This window comes from Paenibacillus sepulcri (genome assembly GCF_042647105.1).
Taxonomy (GTDB): Bacteria; Bacillota; Bacilli; order Paenibacillales; family Paenibacillaceae; genus Paenibacillus_Z; species Paenibacillus_Z sepulcri.
Genome location: NZ_JBHRUP010000001.1, coordinates 7782047 through 7801494, shown reverse-complemented (window position 1 = coordinate 7801494; position 19448 = coordinate 7782047). Strand labels below are relative to the sequence as shown.

General features: G+C 52.8%; 10 protein-coding genes. 1 reads left to right on the top strand and 9 read right to left on the bottom strand.

Going from position 1 to position 19448, the window contains the following annotated elements; genetic code table 11:
* Positions 1-103 precede the first annotated feature (103 nt).
* The 4 genes from ACFOLF_RS33785 to ACFOLF_RS33770 form a co-directional block, all read right to left on the bottom strand.
* Positions 104-3385 carry a cadherin-like beta sandwich domain-containing protein gene (locus ACFOLF_RS33785; protein ID WP_210043822.1) on the bottom strand — a complete coding sequence of 1094 codons (3282 nt, stop codon included), beginning with the start codon at positions 3383-3385 and terminating at the stop codon, positions 104-106.
* A 40-nt stretch (positions 3386-3425) separates the two neighbouring features.
* On the bottom strand, positions 3426-4817 hold the full coding sequence (locus ACFOLF_RS33780) for a sialate O-acetylesterase (protein WP_210043823.1): 1392 nt from the start codon (positions 4815-4817) through the stop codon (positions 3426-3428).
* A 369-nt stretch (positions 4818-5186) separates the two neighbouring features.
* Positions 5187-5678: a GNAT family N-acetyltransferase gene (locus ACFOLF_RS33775; protein ID WP_210043824.1), complete on the bottom strand. Its 492-nt coding sequence runs from the start codon at positions 5676-5678 to the stop codon at positions 5187-5189.
* 6 nt (positions 5679-5684) lie between these two features.
* Complete coding sequence (locus ACFOLF_RS33770; protein WP_210043825.1) at positions 5685-6161, bottom strand: DinB family protein; 477 nt, start codon at positions 6159-6161, stop codon at positions 5685-5687.
* 387 nt (positions 6162-6548) lie between these two features.
* Between ACFOLF_RS33770 and ACFOLF_RS33765 the strand changes: the two genes are divergently transcribed.
* Positions 6549-7838 carry a glycosyltransferase gene (locus tag ACFOLF_RS33765; RefSeq protein WP_210043826.1) on the top strand — a complete coding sequence of 430 codons (1290 nt, stop codon included), beginning with the start codon at positions 6549-6551 and terminating at the stop codon, positions 7836-7838.
* A gap of 52 nt (positions 7839-7890) precedes the next feature.
* Here the strand turns inward: ACFOLF_RS33765 and ACFOLF_RS33760 are convergent, their stop codons facing one another.
* From ACFOLF_RS33760 to ACFOLF_RS33740, 5 genes are all read right to left on the bottom strand, one after another.
* Positions 7891-9123 (bottom strand): aminopeptidase, encoded by a 1233-nt coding sequence (locus ACFOLF_RS33760; protein ID WP_210043827.1) that lies wholly within the window; start codon positions 9121-9123, stop codon positions 7891-7893.
* A 69-nt stretch (positions 9124-9192) separates the two neighbouring features.
* Positions 9193-9657: an SRPBCC family protein gene (locus ACFOLF_RS33755; RefSeq protein ID WP_210043828.1), complete on the bottom strand. Its 465-nt coding sequence runs from the start codon at positions 9655-9657 to the stop codon at positions 9193-9195.
* Between the two features lie 112 nt (positions 9658-9769).
* On the bottom strand, positions 9770-11110 hold the full coding sequence (gene glmM / locus ACFOLF_RS33750) for a phosphoglucosamine mutase (RefSeq protein ID WP_210043829.1): 1341 nt from the start codon (positions 11108-11110) through the stop codon (positions 9770-9772).
* A 309-nt stretch (positions 11111-11419) separates the two neighbouring features.
* Entirely contained in the window at positions 11420-13345 is a 1926-nt protein-coding gene (locus tag ACFOLF_RS33745; protein ID WP_210043830.1) for an S-layer homology domain-containing protein, read from the bottom strand.
* 76 nt (positions 13346-13421) lie between these two features.
* The gene (locus tag ACFOLF_RS33740; RefSeq protein ID WP_210043831.1) at positions 13422-19253 is read right to left on the bottom strand and encodes a sugar-binding protein; all 5832 of its coding nucleotides are present in this window, start codon (positions 19251-19253) and stop codon (positions 13422-13424) included.
* Positions 19254-19448: the final 195 nt, after the last annotated feature.

The following is a 19448-nucleotide window of genomic DNA, read 5'->3' as shown; positions in this document are numbered from 1 at the left end:
AGCAGCAGCAAGAGCTATGGCGCTCTCACCGCACGCTGCGGCAAATCCGATTTTGGGATGATTGATCCGCATAGTGCTGAGGCAGCCCACTTGATTTTCTACTTTACGGCACGGGTATGAACATGACCGTATCCGCTCTGTGCGCCATAGCCTCCGTTACGGCCAGTCGTACGTTCCCGGCTGTCCCTTCTTCGAAATTATAGATTCCCAGCTGGATCCACTGCTGGCCTCCATATGCCTGATTGATCTCTATCTCGGCAGAGCCTGCGGCCGACGTCACGGTATACCGCGCCTGATTCGTATTATTGTAAAATGCCGGGTTCCAGACATAAACTTCATATTCCCCGGCTTCCGCTAGATCCGGCGTCCACTGCGCCCAGTCACCCGGCGTTACAGAACGCCGCGTATCCTTGTCGCTGCTGCCGAATGCATCCGTTAGGGTCGTCCACGCCCCGGAATCCGTATAGCCCGTACCCCCATTGTTAACAATGATCGATTCCGCGGGCGCCTCGGTCTGATAATCCTTCTTGTAATACCGGAAATAATCGAAGGTCGATTCGCCCGGCAAATTCGTCTCTGTCACGGGAAGCGTATAGGCAATCGACGTCAACCATACATTTTGCCCATCGGCATGCGGCCCCGGGTAAGTCATAATGCGCGTCAGCTCACCGTCTACATAAAACTTCACATGCGTTGGTGTCCATTCATATCCGTACACATGATAACCGTCAGCCGAGTTGATGCCGCGATACTCATCATAGGTTCCGAACACGACATGGGCATCGTCCGGATACCAATGATGACCGGCCGTACGTACCACTCCGGGATCATGGGAATCAATCTCGAAGCCGTCGATTTCATTCACCTGATTGTCCACCGTCCCATATACGACCGTATTGCCGTCCAGCACTGCCACACGTTCATTTAATCCCGCCTGCCAGAAGGATGTGTGAAATCCCGGTTCCCCCCACAGCTTTGCCCGCGTTTCATAATAACCATAGCCAAGCTCTCTCTTGCTGATGACTCCGCCAGCTGTATACTCGGCGCCACCGGACGGCTGTTTCTTCAAGTTGATATGCAGCTTGCCGTCGCTGACTGTCAAGTTCTCCTTGCGGTTGTCGCTGTGACCGGACACGCCGTAACGGTAGTACCATTCCTGCTCATTGACGGCGCTGCCCTCAAATTCGTCCGCGAACGCAAGCGTAAAACCCGAGCCTGCTGCCAAAGGCGGCAGCTCCAAGGAAATCTCATATTCAATCGTCCTTGTTCCGTCCTGTGACGTTACGCCGATCGCAGCGGTTTCCGGCATGGACGTTCTGTTCACCGTCAGCGTATTTGCGCCTGTGCCGTTCATCGTTACCGTTTGGCCGGGATCGGCTTTCACTGCCGTAATGGTTACGTCAGTGTCGGCTACGACGACATAACGCCGTTCATAAGGATCGAATGTCAGCGTACCTGACGAGACGTTCAGATCAGCAAGCCGTTCATAATTGCCGGCAAAGGAACCGGAGGGCTGGTCAGCGCCATAGATTTCCATCGAATATAATCCCGTATAGGCCGATGCTCTCGCTTTTTCTGCATAATATCTGACGTATCTGGCTGTCACAGGAGCAAAATCGACGATTTCAAGCGTTTCCGGCGTGCTGCTTTTTACATAAATGTCATTCCACTGCTGCCCGTCATCGGATGTCTGCAGCTTAAACCGGCTCGCATCCGCCGAATTGTATATATTCAACACGGCCTGATTGAATGTCTGCCGATCACCGAGATCCGCCTCCAGCCACACATAAGGGTGCGCGTCGAAGGAGAGATTCCGCCATGCCGTACTTCCGCTGCCGTCTACTGCCTGTACAGCCGGAGCAAACAGATAGGACTGGGAGGCGGTCACCGGCTTGTCCGCCGCATAATCGCCCGCGCCCGCATATACGGTATATGCCGCCGTATAGGAGCGATCCTCCGCCTTCACCAGAATCGGAATTGCCTGGACGCCGCTTGACAATGGAATGGGAGAAGAAGCGGAACCGCTGCCGACAAGCTCGCCATTCACATAAATTTCCGCATTGGGGTCGCTTGCTGTCGGCTGGAACGTAACGCTTGAGGCTCCGGCGGGCGCCTCGTAGGAGTATACATGAACGGCAGGATCGAATACAGGAGGAGCAGACGGATCGGCCGTTGGCGTGACCAGACTAACCATTCCCGCATGCAAACCAGCGAGCGTCGCGTCTGTCCGCTCCCTGTAGAGGTTTACCGTATAGACTCTAACCGTCGCGGCATCGGGAGCGATAATTTTCACTTCAATGGTATTGCTTCCCTCATTCACATGAATGGGCTCCGATGCGGTCCCGTTCGGTACATAAGTGCCGCCTATCGTAACGAATGCTTCAGGCTCCTCCGGAGCTAAAGTCAACTGCACCGAATCAGTATCTCCGTCTACCTGGTGCCCGATCTGTCCCGACGGCGTCAGGAGAACTGGCGCTCCATTGATCTCTAGCTCCTCGAGCGCTGTATTACTGCTGGAGGAAGCAGGGCGGATGATTGTAAGCGTATACGTCTTTTCGAAAGAGGCATTCTGTGCCGTTACGACAATCTCTACGGTGTTGCTCCCTTGCGCCAATGCAATAGAGACCGGGCTGGAGCCAGCGCTTAATAGGCCGTTGACCGATACGGCTGCCTCCGGATCGAGAGCGGTCGGCGTCACCGTTACCGATTGCGTCGCACCGGGGACGATATTCGCATAGGCTGTCCGGTCAGCTTCCCATATCGGGGTGCTGCCGAGCAGCAGCGACGACAGGTCGGTAATTCGTGAGGACAACCGTTCAAATTTGACGGCATCCGCATGAACGAACGTACTGGCGGGCGAGGAAGCATCCCTTGTCAATCGCACATATTCCACATGAGCGCCGCCCATAAAATCATAGACGCCAAGCTCTACCCATTCACCCGACGGGTTAGCGATACCTGCCAGGTTGATTTGCCGCACGTCGGATGAACCGTCGCGGTAAACTTCCACCGAGGCAATTCCGTAGGCTGCCGGGCGTTTCGGGATGAATATGGATACCCGGTATGTACCGATTCCGAATGGCTGTCCGCTATCCGCTGGCGTCCATTTGGCCTCCGGTGCGCCAGCCGATGTAAAATGCGATTTGCCCGCATAACCGTTAACCGTGCTTGTCGCGGCGTAGCTGAACCCGGTTTGTCCGAAGCCTGCCGTAGATACCGGAAAGCCGTCCTTCGTTCCATTCGTGTCATTATCAATTATAAACGTTTGCAGCGCCGCTTCCTCCGCAGCCGCCTTCCCCGCCGTACCGCCCAGGACAGATACCAGACAGATGCATCCGGCCAGACCAAAGGTTAATGATTTCCTGAACCATTGTTTAAATCTCATCGCCATTCCCCTTTCCGTATTTGCTTGCTGATTGCATGCCTTATACGTGTAGCGGGCCGAAGACCGGGAGCGGAATTCCCGTTTCATCTGCCGTATTCACATGAGGATGATAACCTGAACCATGGAATAATAAAGCGCCCGCCGGGACGGAACGGTCAAATTCGAGAACGATTCCGGTCTTTTCCGCAGACAGCGAAGCTTGCGGAACCAGCACCATTTCTTCAGCTTCCACATGAAATCCGTAGATCCGCTCCACTGGCCGCAACTGACCGTTCAAAGCCGTCTTGTCCAGATGCAAATAAAGGATCGTTCGGCCATCGTTCCATTCATAGCCCGACAACCGCGGCCCCCGGCCGGATGGAATGCCGTGAACCATAGCTAATGCCCGCGCTGCAAACCTGCGTCCGATTCTTCTTAAGGAAAGAGCGTCCAGATGAATCGGGTCGGATAATGCGGCGTCAATCGCAGGCACCATCCCGATGTACGGATCTTTGCCCTCGAACCGAAGCTGCTCATCCTGAATCCGGTTCCACCAGACCGCCCCCTTCTCCCAAGTATGGAATCGCGATAACTGCGCATAGAGAAAGGGCAGCCTGGCATCGTTCAGATCGTGACGCAGCTGGCGCAGCAGTTCGTCAAGCCGCTCCGCATAACCCGGAGCCGACCGCTCGTTGGCATCGCTCTCTCCCTGATACCATAAGCAGCCTGCGACTTTTCCGCCAACCGCCCGCACTCTTCTCAGCAAAGCGCCATACAGGGAGTTTCCTCCCTCCGTCTTTCGCGCCGGGTCCCATTGTTCCATGCTCGTTCCGCCATGGGCGCACATGACAAGTCCGACCGGCACCCCCGTTTGCCGCAGCAGCTCCTTCCCGAAGGCTATACCGAGGCCGGCTCCCTTCACCCGCATCCGTCTCTCCTCAAGAGCAGCCGCCTCTCTTGCTTCGGGCATCACATCGCCCCAATTCACGGGATCGACGGATTCCTTCAGCCATGTAAGCGGATCTGCCGCAATGTCCCAGCGGTCTCCCAAATAAAAGCAGCTGACTCCATTGAGCGGCTCTTCCAAATCCGCGAGGTACCCGCATCCTTCCATATTCGACTGCCCGGCAAGCAGCCATAAATCGCCAACAAAAATAGGTCCGACCGTCGTCTCCGAAGCAAAGCCAGTATCGGCTTCGCCAACGATCCGAAAGTGGATTGTCCATTCTCCCGTCGGCACATCACCGATGATGCCCCGCAGTACATTTGAACCTGTTATCGTGCCTGCGGACAACCATGGAGTTTGCTCTGTCGAACGCTCCAGCCTCTGCATGATCTCCCCACTTGTCGCTCCCTGCAGCAGCAGTGTATATGAAATATCTGCAGTACCCTCTCCATTACGCTGGTACACACGGTGGGACGCCGGCCCTTCCACCTGCAAGCATTGCTCCATTAGCTCTCTCTCTCCTTGTTAGGGAATAAGAATCATGTTTAAGACTTGACTATGAGTATAGCGACAGCACTTAAAGTTCACTATCAACAATGCCACGAAATGTTTAACTATTGAGCGGCAGTGGTTGTTTTGACGCATAAGCATGAAGAAAACAGCATTCAGTATGAGATGCAGCCGCTGCTCCAGGAAGTGGTCACTCCTTGCTTTACGCTCACAGCAAATAAACCTTGGCGCGCATGGCGTCAAGGTTTACAATTGGCAATGCCCTCCATCGGCCTGCCAGGGCTCTTCATCATCTATTTATATATGAATACTCCTGCGGATGACTTCCGAAGGTTCATTAACTTGAGCCAAATAACGCAGCTGTTTCTATATCGAACATCTCATCACCACAAAAGGAATCTGATGCTCATCAGCGCCGCTTTCAAATAATTCTTCCTGCTGAAACCCGGCCTTCTCGTAGGCGTTGATGGCTCGTTCGTTAAAAGCCACGACAACCAGCTGAAATTTCGAGATTTCAAATTGTCTGCTCATAAATTGAACGCTTTGCGCAAGAAAATCGCTTCCGAGTCCCTTTCCGGTTCGATCGGGGCGTAAACCCAGTCCGATATCAAGCCTGTCCGGATCGTTATAAATCCCTGCAGCATACCCGCCCGGAACACGTGCGGAATGGCCGCAGCATGCAAAACCAACCAATGGATTGAACGAATCCTTATCCTTTGCGTAAAAATAATCACCGTTCATTAATTCCCCTATGCATTCCTCACTTCCATCCATACTATAGATGGAGTACGGATGCGGATAGGTCCAGCCCGATATGATTTCAGCCGTCTGCCGGGTCATGGGAACAAAATTATACATGGATAATCACCGGGATAACAGAGATTTATAAAGTTTGATGACGCTCAGATGCATCCCCTCATGATACAGATTGAAGCTGAGAAATTGCTGCGGCGTTTCCAGAGTCATGCCGGAAGACGTCGTGTAAGGCGGAACAATCTTTTCGGACAGGCGGTCTCCCAGCACCTCGCGAATCCGTTCCTGCTGCTCTTTCAGCAAAGCTTCCAGCTCGGGAAGTGTCGGGACGTTTGCGTCAGCAGGAGTGTTTAACGGTGAAGTGCCGTATTCGAACTGCTCTTTGAACCCTTCGGGCAAATGCTGCGGAAGCCCCATGTGTTGAAGGGCGAACCGCTCCAGGACCACATAGATATGGCCCAAATTCCAGCGGATCGTATTCCGGAATCCTTCAGGAACCCGGTCTGCGGTCTCCTCCGTGACTCCCTCCATTAATTTCAAGGTTTGACCCCGTACGAATGCCAACTGATTGAATACGAAATTCCCCATTTTCATCACTCCTGATTATTTTTTTACATTACTTACCATATTATTTCGAATACTTCAGCTGCTCCGACTTATGCCAATTACATTTCAGCAAAATGGCTCTGAATCATTCCTGCGGTTTGCTGCTCTGCCCGCCTGACGTAAACGCACATAGTTAATGAAATCACCCACGAAATTAGCCTTCTCCTGACATATGATGCATAAACGAATGCCTTTAAAGCTGTTATGGATGGTTGAAGGAGGAGAACCGTGTCCCTGAGGAAAAAAAGGAAACCTTCAAGAAAACCAAAACCCGGCCGTGCAAGGAATAAGAAGATAAAGCGAAACGGATCAAGAAAGAAGAAATCGGCGGTACGCAACCGGCTTCTCAAGAGAAGAAAGTCACCTCGGATGAGAAGGAATCGGACTGGTAAGCCTGCGAGGAAAAAACTGCTGAACATCCTGTACATCGTCCATTCCTTTTATCCCGAATCCTATACAGGAACCGAAAAATTCGTCTTCAATATGGCCAGATCGATGCAAAGCAAGGGGCATCGTGTTAAAGTTGTCACCTACAGTAAGGGTGCTCTGGAGAGTTACCCGCATGCTGTCGGTGAAGTGGTTTATCGGGAGTATGACCATGAAGGGATACCTGTTCTTGCTTACCGCCATCAGCATATGGACCCTGCTGATACTTTCGAGACCGGCAATCCGGATTTAACTTTATTCGCGAAAAAAGTGATTGAGATGGAAAAACCCGACCTTATTCATTTCGGACATCCGATGCGGGCAATGGAATTCATGCAAACCAGCGCACTTCTCGGGATCAAATATGTTATCACCTTAACCGACTTTTGGTTCATATGTCCCAAGAGCACTTTGCTGCAAACGAGCAACGCGCTTTGCCCAGGACCTGAAATGGGTGAAAACTGCCGCATCCACTGCCTGCTTCCTGATGCTCAGCAGCGGCTTGGCACCCACATCCCGCTGCTGCGATCAGCCAGCAAAGTCATCTCCCCCTCCGCATCCTTGGCCAGCCTGTTTCAAAACAGCTTGCCGGATCTTGACGTGGAGGTGCTGAATCATGGGATGAAATATGAAACCATTCGTGCTAATGAACGGGTATACCAGGCGGGCGACCCGCTTACTTTATTTTACGGCGGATCTCTCAGCCCCCATAAAGGCGTTCACCTGATTCTCGAAGCTATGTCTATGATTCCGACTGATCGGCTCAAATTGAAGATCTATGGATCCGGACCTTCAGATTATACGGAGCTGCTTGAGCAGGCCGCTGCTGCGGACAACCGCGCCGCCTTATGCGGACTTTATTCAGAAGAGGATATCCAGCAGCTCTATCAGGAAGTGGATATCGCCGTTGTTCCATCGATCTGGTATGAGAATTATCCGCTGGTCCTTCATGAAGCCCTTGCAAGCCGGGTACCGGCTCTGGTATCCGATATAGGAGGCATGGCTGAGAAGGTGAAGGACGGTTTCAACGGCTTCACCTTCCGTGTCGGGGACGCCGGCCACCTTGCTGAACGCATACTCGAAATACTGGATAACCCTATGTTATTGAATGAATTTAAAGCCAACATGAAACAGGTTCAAATTCCTGCGATTGAAGAGGAAGCTGAAGCTTATGAACGCATCTATCATTCGCTTGTCCGCAGCAAGGTTAAATCCAAACGGCGTAAAAGATAACAGCAATCAAAGCCTGCCGATTCCGGCAGGCTTTGATTGATGGCTTGACCTGCTAGATGGCCCAATTCCCGTTCCGGAAGATTGGCTCTCGAGCGCCATCCTGCGTCACACCGTCAATATTCATTGCCGGTGATCCGATCATGAAATCTTCATGAGTCAGGCTTCTGTTTGCTCCATGAGCGAGAAGCTCCTCCGGCGACATGGCGGTGCCGCCATTGATGTTAACGGGATATGCCTGACCCAGCGCCAGATGGCAGGAGGCGTTCTCGTCAAACAACGTATTAAAGAAGATCACATTGGAATTGGAGATAGGTGAGTCATGAGGGACCAGAGCGATTTCACCCAAATGCCTTGCCCCTTCATCCGTGTTCAACAGATTGGACAGCGCCTCGTAGCCCTGCTCAGCGGAATAATCGATGACTTTGCCGTCTTTGAAGGTTAAGGAAAAACCGCTTATAACCTGACCGTTGTAATTTAACGGCTTTGTGCTGCGAACAGTCCCGTTCACTCCATCCCTATGGGGCATCGTGAATACCTCTTCGGTCGGCATATTCGGGTTGAAGAAGACATCCTTCGCGTTCGCTTTGGAACCCCCGAGCCAAATATGGCCTTCCGGCAGATCAACGGTCAGGCTCGTTCCCGGCGCTTCGTACTGCAGCTGTCTGTAGCGCTTGCCGTTCAGCAAATCAACCATTTGGAGCAGCTTCGCGTTATGCTCCTTCCACGCTTGAATCGGATCCTCCAGGTCGATACGGGTAGCATCGATAATCAGTTTCCACAGCTTCTGAACGGCTTCTTCCGGCGTAACATCCGGGAATACCTTGGCCGCCCATTCCGGTGTCGCATAGGAAATGAGCGACCAGGCATTGGTATGATTCATCAGAAAACCGCGGTAGCCGTTGAGAGCAGCAGATGCTGCCTTGGACGCAGCCGCGACCCTGGCCGGATCTACATCGTTCAGCAGGTTAGGATTCGGAGAGTAGATCTGGATAAACGCTGCGCCGTTCTCCGCGAATTCTTCCCAAGCCTTGGCGCGCCACATCGGATATTCCGTGAGAGCCTCCTCCGGCGCTTGCTTGTACTTAATGAGGGATAGCTCCTCATCGTTATATTCCACATGCACGTTTTTTGCTCCCGCATCATAAGCCTTAGATGCGATAAGACGCACAAGCGGTGCGGCGGTAATCGGCGCCATGACGACAACCGTCTGCCCCTGCTGAACATTGACGCCGACGCTGACTGCAAGCGCCGCGTAATTCTCTAATTGCTGTTGTGTAGGATACATATAAACCGATCCGCCTCCATTTTGATATATGAGTTTTTTTGATTTACCAGGATGAGCTGCAAGGGAGTCCTAACGTTTTACGTGGGCGTAAGGAGCTTTATCCGATACAAGATTTAATGCGATGCCATGCTCCAGAAACGCCTTCAGACCGCACAGAACGATCGTAAACCCTTCCGTTGAATCCAAGGCTTGCTTTACGATGTCATCGCCATCTCCCTCAAACCCTGTGTTTGTAATCGTGACGAAAGTTTCGTTCTCCGACTGAGGAGTAAAAATCCACTCGGCCGCGGTGCCTCCGAAGTCGATGAGAATCCGCTTGTTTTCCTCGATTTCTTTGACATCCACCTCTGTCAAAGCACCATACATCTCCCAGACCCACTGCACGCGCTTTCCCGTTTCCAATCTCCCGCTGCCTTTGGTGAACCAAAACCTAGAAGTAATTGCCGGGTCGATAAATGCTTCAAACACCTCTTCAACCGGTTTTCTAATTAGCATTTCGGCCTTTACAGCCGGTATGTGATTCAAGGTTGTCATTATCATTTCCCCTTTCGAATTATAGGTTTTTTCTATCATAGCATAGCATACCAACTCCAAAAAGACCTCCGCTTGAATCCTCATTCAGCGAAGGCCTCTCTCCGTTCAACTATTACACAAGCTCTCTTCTGATCACCTCTGCGATATCGTTCGCGTATGCCTCCACCTGCTTCTTGTCCGGTCCTTCGACCATTACCCGAACCAGAGATTCCGTCCCCGAAGGACGAACCAGCACACGGCCATTGTCGCCCAGCTCCGTCTCTACCTTGCGGATCGCTTCCCTCACCGCAAGGCTGCCTTTCAGCCTGCTTTTGTCCGCTGCTTGAACATTCACAAGTACTTGCGGATATTTGCGCATGATTCCTTTCAAATCGCTGAGCTTGCGCCCGGTCTGAACGATCGTCTCCATCAAATGCAGGGCGGTTAGCATCCCATCACCGGTTGTACTATGGTCCAGGAAAATGACATGTCCGGATTGCTCTCCGCCCAGATTGTAGCCGCCCCTTCGCATCTCTTCCATGACGTAGCGGTCGCCCACGGCTGTCTGCTTGCCTTTCAGTCCAGCTTTATCCAGGCCTTTGAGGAATCCCAAATTACTCATTACGGTCGTTACAATGGTGCTGTGATTCAGCTTGCCGGCTTCGTTCAAAGCACTCCCAAGAATACTGAGAATAAAATCCCCATCCAGCACTTCGCCCTTATCATCTATAGTGACCAGGCGGTCGGCGTCTCCGTCAAAGGACAGTCCAAGATCAGCATTGCAGCTCAACACAACCGCCTGCAGCACCTCCGGATGAGTGGAGCCGCAATTCTCATTGATGTTATATCCATCCGGGCTTGCACCGATTGTGACAATCTCCGCCCCCAGTTCTCTGAACAGCTGCGGAGCGATCTCAAATGCAGCTCCGTTCGCGCAATCCAGCACCACTCGCAAACCCTCAAACCGGCTTCCAATCGTCGTCCTCAAGTAGTCGCCATACTGCCACTTCGCCTCAGGAAGCTCTGTTGCTCTGCCGATTGCCCTGCCTGTCGGACGCGGCAGCTCATCTGCCGCTGCGTCCATCAGACGCTCGATCTCAAGCTCCGTCTCGTCGGACAGCTTATAGCCATCGCCCGTAAAGTACTTGATCCCGTTATCCTGAAAAGGATTATGTGAAGCGGATACCATAATGCCTGCATCGGCTTTCAGCTGCCGCGTTAAATACGCCACACCCGGTGATGTAATGACGCCTAATTTGACCACTTCCACCCCAATGGACAGCAGTCCCGCAGTTAATGCAGCCTCCAGCATATGCCCGGAAATCCGGGTATCAAGCCCAATGACGACCTTCGGCGCGCTGGATTGCTTCGTCAGCACATAACCGCCGCAGCGGCCTATTTTAAAAGCCAACTCCGGGGTTAACACCCCGTTCGCCACAAATCGCACTCCGTCTGTTCCAAAATATTTTCCCATATTTGAATTCTCCTCTTTCATATCCTGAAGGATTGGAATAATGTTGTTCACTGTTTGCCCGCCAGGTTCTAAGGTTAGAAAGGTATTCCCGGAATGAAGCCCCGGGCATTTTGTTCAACCTATCATAGTGCAGCCAGTCTCTTCGTTCAATGGAAAAAGAATCATAACATAATGATAATATGAGGATATTATTGGGAATAGACGGAAGCCCGACGCCGGAATTAGTAAAAATACAAAAGAGATGACTCCTGAAACGCCCAGAAAGTCATCTCTATAAGTCTTCTCTTTGTCCTGATTGATCCGTTTTGTTTATGATCCGGTCATTGTCAGCAGCTTATAGATGACATTGGCTGCTTCAGCCCGGGTGGTGAACATGCCGGGAGCGAATTTTCCACCACCGATTCCGTTCATGAGACCGGAGCTGACTGCTGTACGGACATCCTTGACCGCCCAGAGAGAGACGGAACCGGAATCGTCAAAAGATGACATCGTGTCACTTGTGACTTTGCCTGATCCGTATTCAAAAGCGCGAACGATCATGACGGCCATTTCTTCGCGGGTGATGCGCTCATTCGGGGCGAAGACCTCAGCAGATCTGCCTTGAATCAGCTTTGCATCGTAGGCGGCCGCAATTTCTTGCGCATACCACGCCTTATCGTCAACATCAACAAATGATACGGGGTTTGCAGGCTTCAATCCAAGCGCGCGCGACAAAAGCGCCGCAAATTCCGCCCGGGACACCTCTGTGCCCGGACCAAACTGCGTTGCTGAAACACCATTCACCACATGCCTGGCAGACAGCGTCCGGACCGCATTGAAGGCCCAATGAGCTGCAGGCAGGTCTTGGAATGCTTTATCGTATTCAAGCACGGCATAAGTGCTGAAATGGCTCAGCTTCACCTTGATCACTTTGCCGTCCCCGTCGACAGTTCCTCCTGCATATTCCCAGACCTTGTCGTTCTCGTTCAAGAAATAAACGCCCAGCGTGCTTTCGTCCGCTTCGTTATCATAAGGCAAGGCCAGTTCAACCGGTTGTTCAAACACGGCAAGCTTTCTCGCTGCCCCGTCCTTCGTGACAATCGACAGGCCAAAATGATAGATTGTCCCGGCTGCTTTCAACGTCCCCATACCTTCTTCCATTCCGGCAAGCAAAGAAACGGCTTCCTCCTGCGAAGCCTGCTCAATCGTTATCGATATAGCGGCATCGCTTAACTCGCCGCCGCCGACCAGCTTCGTCAGCTCTTTCAGCACAATCGAGTCAATCGCGAGGGAGAACGTCCCGCTTCTCAGCTCAAGCTTCTTAATTCCCGCGATGTCTGCAGTATTGGCCGGAAGCAATATTTCCTTGATTCCGTCTGCAATCTGGACAACGGTGCTGCCCTCTTCATCCGGCTTCATGCTTTCCTCTGTTACAGCTTGCTGATGTGCTTCATCTGATTGACCGCTTTTTCCGTCGGCGGTAATTTCACTGCTATCCGGCGTCCTTGGAGGCGGGTTTTGTTCGCCATTGCTGCCGTCGCTGTTGCCATTGCCAAGGTTATTTCCGCTGCCATTCGGGCTGCCTTGGCTATTGTCTTTGACTGCGCCATCGTCATTGCCGTTACTGCCGCTGGATCCATCGTTCCCGCTGTTGCTGCCGCTTGTCTCATCGTTCCCGTTGCTGCTTCCGTTATTGCCGCCGGTTCCCTCGTTCCCGTTGCTGCTGCCGTTATCACCGCTGCTGCCATCGTTCCCGTTCCCATTGCCAATCGCATCAACAGCTGACGCCAGTACCGTGTCAGGCGTATAATTCGAGGCTGCAAAACGGGAATCCACCAGGCGGACGCCTGCCAATTGAATCCGGTCGTTTCCGGGCGCCTTCGCTTTCAAAGTCACGTGGCCCAGATGGACGCTGCCGTTCTCTCCAGCCGACTTTCCAATTTTCGCAAAAGCAAATGTAACGATGCCATCTGCCTGCAATTCCTTGAGCGGCGTTGCCTTGTAGCCGGCAAGATCCGTGGTGGCCGCGACAAATTCCCAAAGCATGGGGTCATATTCAAGCGTAAACTCGTACGCGATCAAGTCTCTTGCCCCGTCTACGTCGATATCGATTCTCTTATTTCCGCCCACTGGTGTCAAATTCGTATCATCGCTTGTCAATGAAAACATAGGTGTAACCGCCGCTTGTGCGGATTGCGGATGCCCTAGCGGAATCATCAGCAGCAGTATTAGGACCCCTATCATTTTACCTGTCATCTTTCACAACCTCCATAAAATGAAAGGGAGGGCCGGCCCATGTCGCATCGAACCGCCCTCCCTGCCGCCAATATGACTAATCCAATATTTTACTTGCCACCGCGGCCAAATCAATGACGTCAATCACGCCATCCTGATTGATATCCGCACCTTTATATGCATCCCAATCAGGATCTGTCGATTCTTTGCCGTAATAGCCGATAAGTCTGCCCAGATCACCGACGCTGAAGCTTCCGTCTCCATTCAGATCTCCCAACTGAATCACCGATTGGGCGAAAACGTCAACAGCTGCTTGAAGCGTCTCTACAGCCTGATCTACCTGCTGCTGATCGACAGCAGCGCTTTCCTTGACAGACTGCGCTGCTTGGATTGCCGTCTGCAGCGCAGCCTTGGCGCTTGCCGGATATTGGCCTGGCTGCGTTCCTTCAATGGCAGCTGCGAATGCGCTTTGTGCCGCCGTAATCAGCTCTGTCAGTACGGATTTGTCGGTTGTAGCAACATGAACAGAGAGCGCTGCCGCCTGAACCTGTGCTTCGGTTCCTTCGATATCGGAGATCACATTGTCCGTAATCGACAGGGTTGAATCGGCCGGCTCGGCAAGCGATTTGGCTTTTAGGCTGAACGACAGCAGATCGCCATCGCCGCTTACCGCATCGGCAGCTTCGGGTCCGGCCAATATGAGATGGACGACCCCCGGAGCTTGAGTTTGGCCGATAACGCTGAATCCATCCTTCAATTCATTCACCGAAACGAACTCAAATACGTCAGGATTGTAGAGAAGCTTCAAATCTTCTGCAACAATCCGGCCTGCAACATCAGCAAGTCCGAACGTCAGCTCATAGGGCTGCCCTGCGGCAGCAGTCGGCTGTCCGGTCAATGTGGCTGATGCCGACAACGGCCCTTCCTCCGGATCTGTATCCGTAACGCCATAGGTGAACGTTACCTTATTGATCGTGCTGGTCCAATTGTCGCAGGCCGGGTCCCCGTAAGGGAATTCAATCTTCAAATATTTGATGCCGCCTGCCAGGCTATCCGCCTTGATGCTGAGCGTATCATACCCCGACGAGGTGCTCAGGAAAGCCGGACTTACCGGAACCTTGGTGAAATTCGTCCCATCGGCTGAACCGTATACGGCAAAATCCACGGTTGCAGGCAATCCGGTCCAGGCGGTTACGTTAACATCGAACGAGCGGATGTCGCCATCCGGAGACTTGTAAACGATGTATTCCGGCTCCAGACTGTCGTCATTGGTGTGAATAATACGGGTGCCGTCGCCGGCGTATTTGTCCAACTGGCCGCCAAGCGAATTCCCGATATGTCCCGATTTGGCGTGAAGCTTGGACAAGTCTCCCGCTTCATCCGTAAATACCGCTGTCTCACCTTCTTCAGGCGGTACTGTCGTATCCCCGAAATACTTAAAGGAAGTATGGAGCAGTTGTTCCTTCCAGTTTTCCAGACCAGGGAATTCGATTTTCAGGTATCTGGTTCCCGCTGTCAGACCGCTCGCCGTATTGCTGAAGACGGAATATCCGTTTGCCCCGCCCGTGAGCGTGGTTTTCGTTGTTATTTTCGCAAAATTCACGCCATCGGCCGAGCCGTAAATGGTGAATTGCGGCGTGCCCGAGAATAATCCCGTTGTAATATCGAAGGAATAGATGTCTCCGACCGGCGATTGATAGACAACATATTCCGGACTTGTTACGACGTCGTTGCTATGCGTCATTCTTCCGGAATCGTCGGCGAAATTCTCCGGGTGCCCGCTTGAATTAACGATATGCTCCGATTTTGCGAACAGCTTGGACAAGTCTTGCGCCGTATCCGTAAACGCCGTCAGCCCATCCGGTTCCGGATCCGTCTCATCCGGCAGAGAAAGACTCAGGTTGTGGTTCAACAAGTTTCCGAAGCCGGACGTATCTCTCCAGTTATCTCCTGTTCCATTCCACATCATCTGGCTTTCGCGGTTTCCGGCGTTATGACCGTCATCGTCGTTGACGCCCACATCCAGCCCCAGCGTAATATCGCGGGCCGGCGCAACCGCCAGACTGGACCAGGGAATAGCCATCTCCACCGTATAGCCTCCGGCGATATCTTTTTGTGCAAATTGAATATTCGCCAGATCGCCGATTATGGAAAGCTGGGTATCATGCCAGCCCAACGTGATCTGGTGATCCTTCGCATCATAAGCCGTGCCTTGATTATGGTCGGCATCCAGGTAGACCTCCACCGAATCGTCCTGGTAGCTAAGCGCCGAATCATTATGGAGGTCTGCATCCAGCACCTCAACGCCGACATACAGATTCTGAGTATCGCTGAGCGTACCGAATCTGACGCTGTTGTTGGACGGGCCGGTAATCGCTTTGGTTACCTGGCTTCTAAGCGCCCAATACGGTTCGTCAAGCGCGCCGTCCACCGTCAATGCGCCGGAGGGCTCCAGAGCAACAGCCGTATTCTTGCCGTCGTTCAAATAAAGGCTTCCGAATGCGGCGGTGCTGCGCCAGTTGTCCCCGTTGCCGCGCCACATTAATTGACTTTCGCGGGAACCGTTATTGTGGCCGTCATCGTCGTTATATGCGGCGTCGAAACCAATTACTGTATTGGCTGCAGGCGGTTCAATGCCCATGCCGCTCCAGGGGATGGCCATCTCCACCGTAAATCCGCCTTCGATATCATGCTGGGCGTACTGGATTCCGGCGATACCGCCGCCCACAGAGAGCTGCTGGTCATGCCAGCCCAAGGTGATTTGATGATCATCCGTACCGTACACCGCACTCCTGCTGTTATCGCCATCGACATATATTTCCACGGAATCGTCCTGATGGGTTTGTGCCGGGTCCGAATCGTTGACCAGATTGGCGTCCAGCACCTTCACTGCCACGTACAGCTTATCGGCATCCCACATTGTTCCGAACGTAATATTGTTGTCGGAGGTGCCGGTAATCCTTCTTTCCACCCGGTTATCGATGCTCCAGCCCGATTCCGTCAGCTCCCCGTCAATCGCGGGGGCAGCCGCCGTTTGGTCGGCAGTCGTCACTCCCGGAGACAGCGAGCCGTCCTCGACAGGATTGGAAGTCACGTTTACGACGGATTGCGATACGTTTCCGGCAGGATCCTTTGCCGCAACGGTAATCGCGTTCACTCCTTTAACGACCGGTACAACGGCAGTAAATGTACGGTCAGGCTTCAGTGTGACAGCAACTCCGTTAACGGTGACCGCGGCATCTTCATTTACGCTGCCGTTCAATACATAGCTGGTGCCTGTTGTCTCTCCGTCGGAAGGTACGCTCAACACCGGAGCATCGGGATCATACATCACCACGATTGTCGCAGGTACAGCCTGTTGGCCATAATCGTTGTAAGCCGACGCCGTAACGGTATTCTCGCCGACGCTCAAATTCAATTGTCTGCTGAACAGAGGCTGTGCCGAAGGATCGCCGGACTCCTCTGAAGTATTGGTATATACAATTTGCATGCTGTCTATATGGGGATCATAGTAAGCGGCTGCCGAGCTGGAAAGCCCGAATCCCTTGATCCGGCTCCACGCGACCGGCAGATCGGTGGCCTCGTTCGTTGCGGCATTGATATGCGGGGCCGCATCAAAATCGGAGAGCGGAACCGTCACTTTCACCCACTTCGCCCCGTAATCGGCCGCCGCGATATAATTCGACAGCGGAACTCTGGATTCCACAACCGTCCCGTTATTATCCGACTGCACAACCGCGGACAAGCTGTCCTCCCGGTTTTTGGTGTAAATCCAGAATTGAAGTCCGGCATCGGACGAACTGGCGGAGAAGTTCTCCAATGCGGCGCGGTTCGCAGCATCGACAAAATTGAATCCGACGCGGGCAAATCCCGGCGATAGCTTCAATCGCAATGATCTGGCTCCTTCGGCAGGCGCAAAGGTGGCGCTGTTGTCCCAAACGACCTGCGCGTTGGTGGTGAAGCCGCCTTGAGCGCTTGTGAGTCCGGTTGTCGTGGAGACATAATTGTCATCAATGATGGCCCGGATAATATCTCCTGCCTGATGGCCGCTCTCATGCCCGCCTGTGACAGGGTAGGTTGCTTCTGTCACCGTCTCGCCGTTATGCTGCTGCTTGATCGTTACCGCGGCGGAGCCGTTCGTCCTGCCCGAAACGGTAAAGGGGGTCTCCCTGACGTAAGTCAGGCTATCCTGATCCAGCGTCAGGCCCAAATAAGCCGGGTCATGCCGGATGATCAGCTGCACTGGGTCGCCTTCATTTCCGAGTTCATCCGTGGCGACTGCCGTAATCGTATTGCTGCCAGGCTGCAGGGCAACCGTCGCGCTGAAGCTCAGATCGGCCGCAATAGCTGCCGGCTGCCCGTTGATCAGCAGTGTGCCTGCTTCATCCAGGCGACCGGAAACCGTAAACTGCGAACTGCGCACCGCGTAATCGGCATCAGGCGTGGATGAACTTCCCGATTGATCGAACGTAATATGCGGTGGTGAAGTATCCGAATTGGTGGTCACGATAACGGATACGCTTTTCGCCGGCAGATTGATTGCCGAAGCCGTTCCGTTCTGGATATTTCTCAGACCGGCAAGCCTCATATCCTGTCCGAGCGGGATATCCGAGGTGAGCTGATGAACGCTTGCGGTTGTTCCGGTCAGACCCTTCACATTCACCGTCTTGGATTCACCAGTCGGGTTAACGAGCATGGCAACAGTGGAATCGCCGTCCACAAAAGCGACCGCATCCATCCATACCGCATCCGACGTATTGAGGCCGGAAGCAGGATCTGCGCTGACCCGTCTTACTTTGGAGCCGACGGGAACATTATTGAAAACATTGCTCAGCGCATAGAATGCCTTCGATTTCGTTACGGTATATCCGTCTCCGTCAAGCAGCACCTCGCCGACATCGGTCGGATGCCGTCCGTTGGCCCAGCCCAGCCACCAGAACCAGTAATTGTTCCCGATCAGCGCCATATCGCCGGCAAGACGCTGGGCAGCGTTGATCGCCATATCCATTTCGGATATTCCGCTTATCAGCGTGCTGTACTCCGTTTGCCATTTATCCTTCTCCGGGAAAAGATCAACAACCTGCTTATAGGCCTGGTACACGCCGTCGTTATCGTACCCTTTGGCAAAATAACTGTGCGATGCCAGCCCGTCAATGGCCTCATTCAATTCCGGATCCTGATTGAGCGCAGAAAAATTCTGACCGATCAGCAGCTCATTCTCGTGATAGGCTGCACCCTCCGGACCGAGAATTTGAACGTCGGTGAGTCCGGCTGCATCCAGCTTGGAGCGCAGCAGCTTGGCTACGCGCTGGTACTGGGTTCCGTTGTCGCCTCCCCAGTAGCACCACTCGCTGATGATTTGCGACAACGGCTCATTCTGGAAGCTTATCGCTTTGGGCACACTTGCTCCCTTATCCGTCAGCCAATGAATCGCATCGACTAGATAAGTGGTGTATGCGCTTTCTTTGTCAGTACGAAGTCTCACATGCTCGCTGCCTGTCCACCCGTTTACAGTCGGAAGCGTTTTCATTCCAATCGGAGGAGACCAGACGGAGATGATATAATCATGCATTCCTTTTGTTTCGCCGACATGGACGAGATCATAAATTTCCTGCATTTTCGCATCGATCAAATTCCCGTTTCCGTCGCCGGTAACGGCGGGGATCATTACCCTGAACATCGTGGCGCCCAAATCATTGAACAGCGCCTGCTGCGCTCCGGTCTTATCAATAAAACTCCGGTTCCAGTCCGCTCGGTTCCAGGACGGGAATATCCCCCACCCCTTAACTGTCTGCTGATCGACATCCGAAATGTTGACGTCGTATACTGGCTGTGCCGCGTCTGCGCTGGCATGCCGGAAAGGTACGAGCGACAACAATATCGCGATTGAGATCGCCATACTGACCGTCTTCATTAACGTCTTCTTCATGAACATTCTTCCCCCGTTTCCTGCAAATGGTCTGACAACTATCATTGTAGATGCTTCGTTGTCCGCAAAACATAAAATAATCTATGCCGACGTTCAAATTTCTCTCTATTTTCATAGAATGCTATTCTTGGTGAAGGCAATCGAATATAAAAAAAGGCCATTCCAGTATAAGATTGAAAAAATTGGAGGTCATCC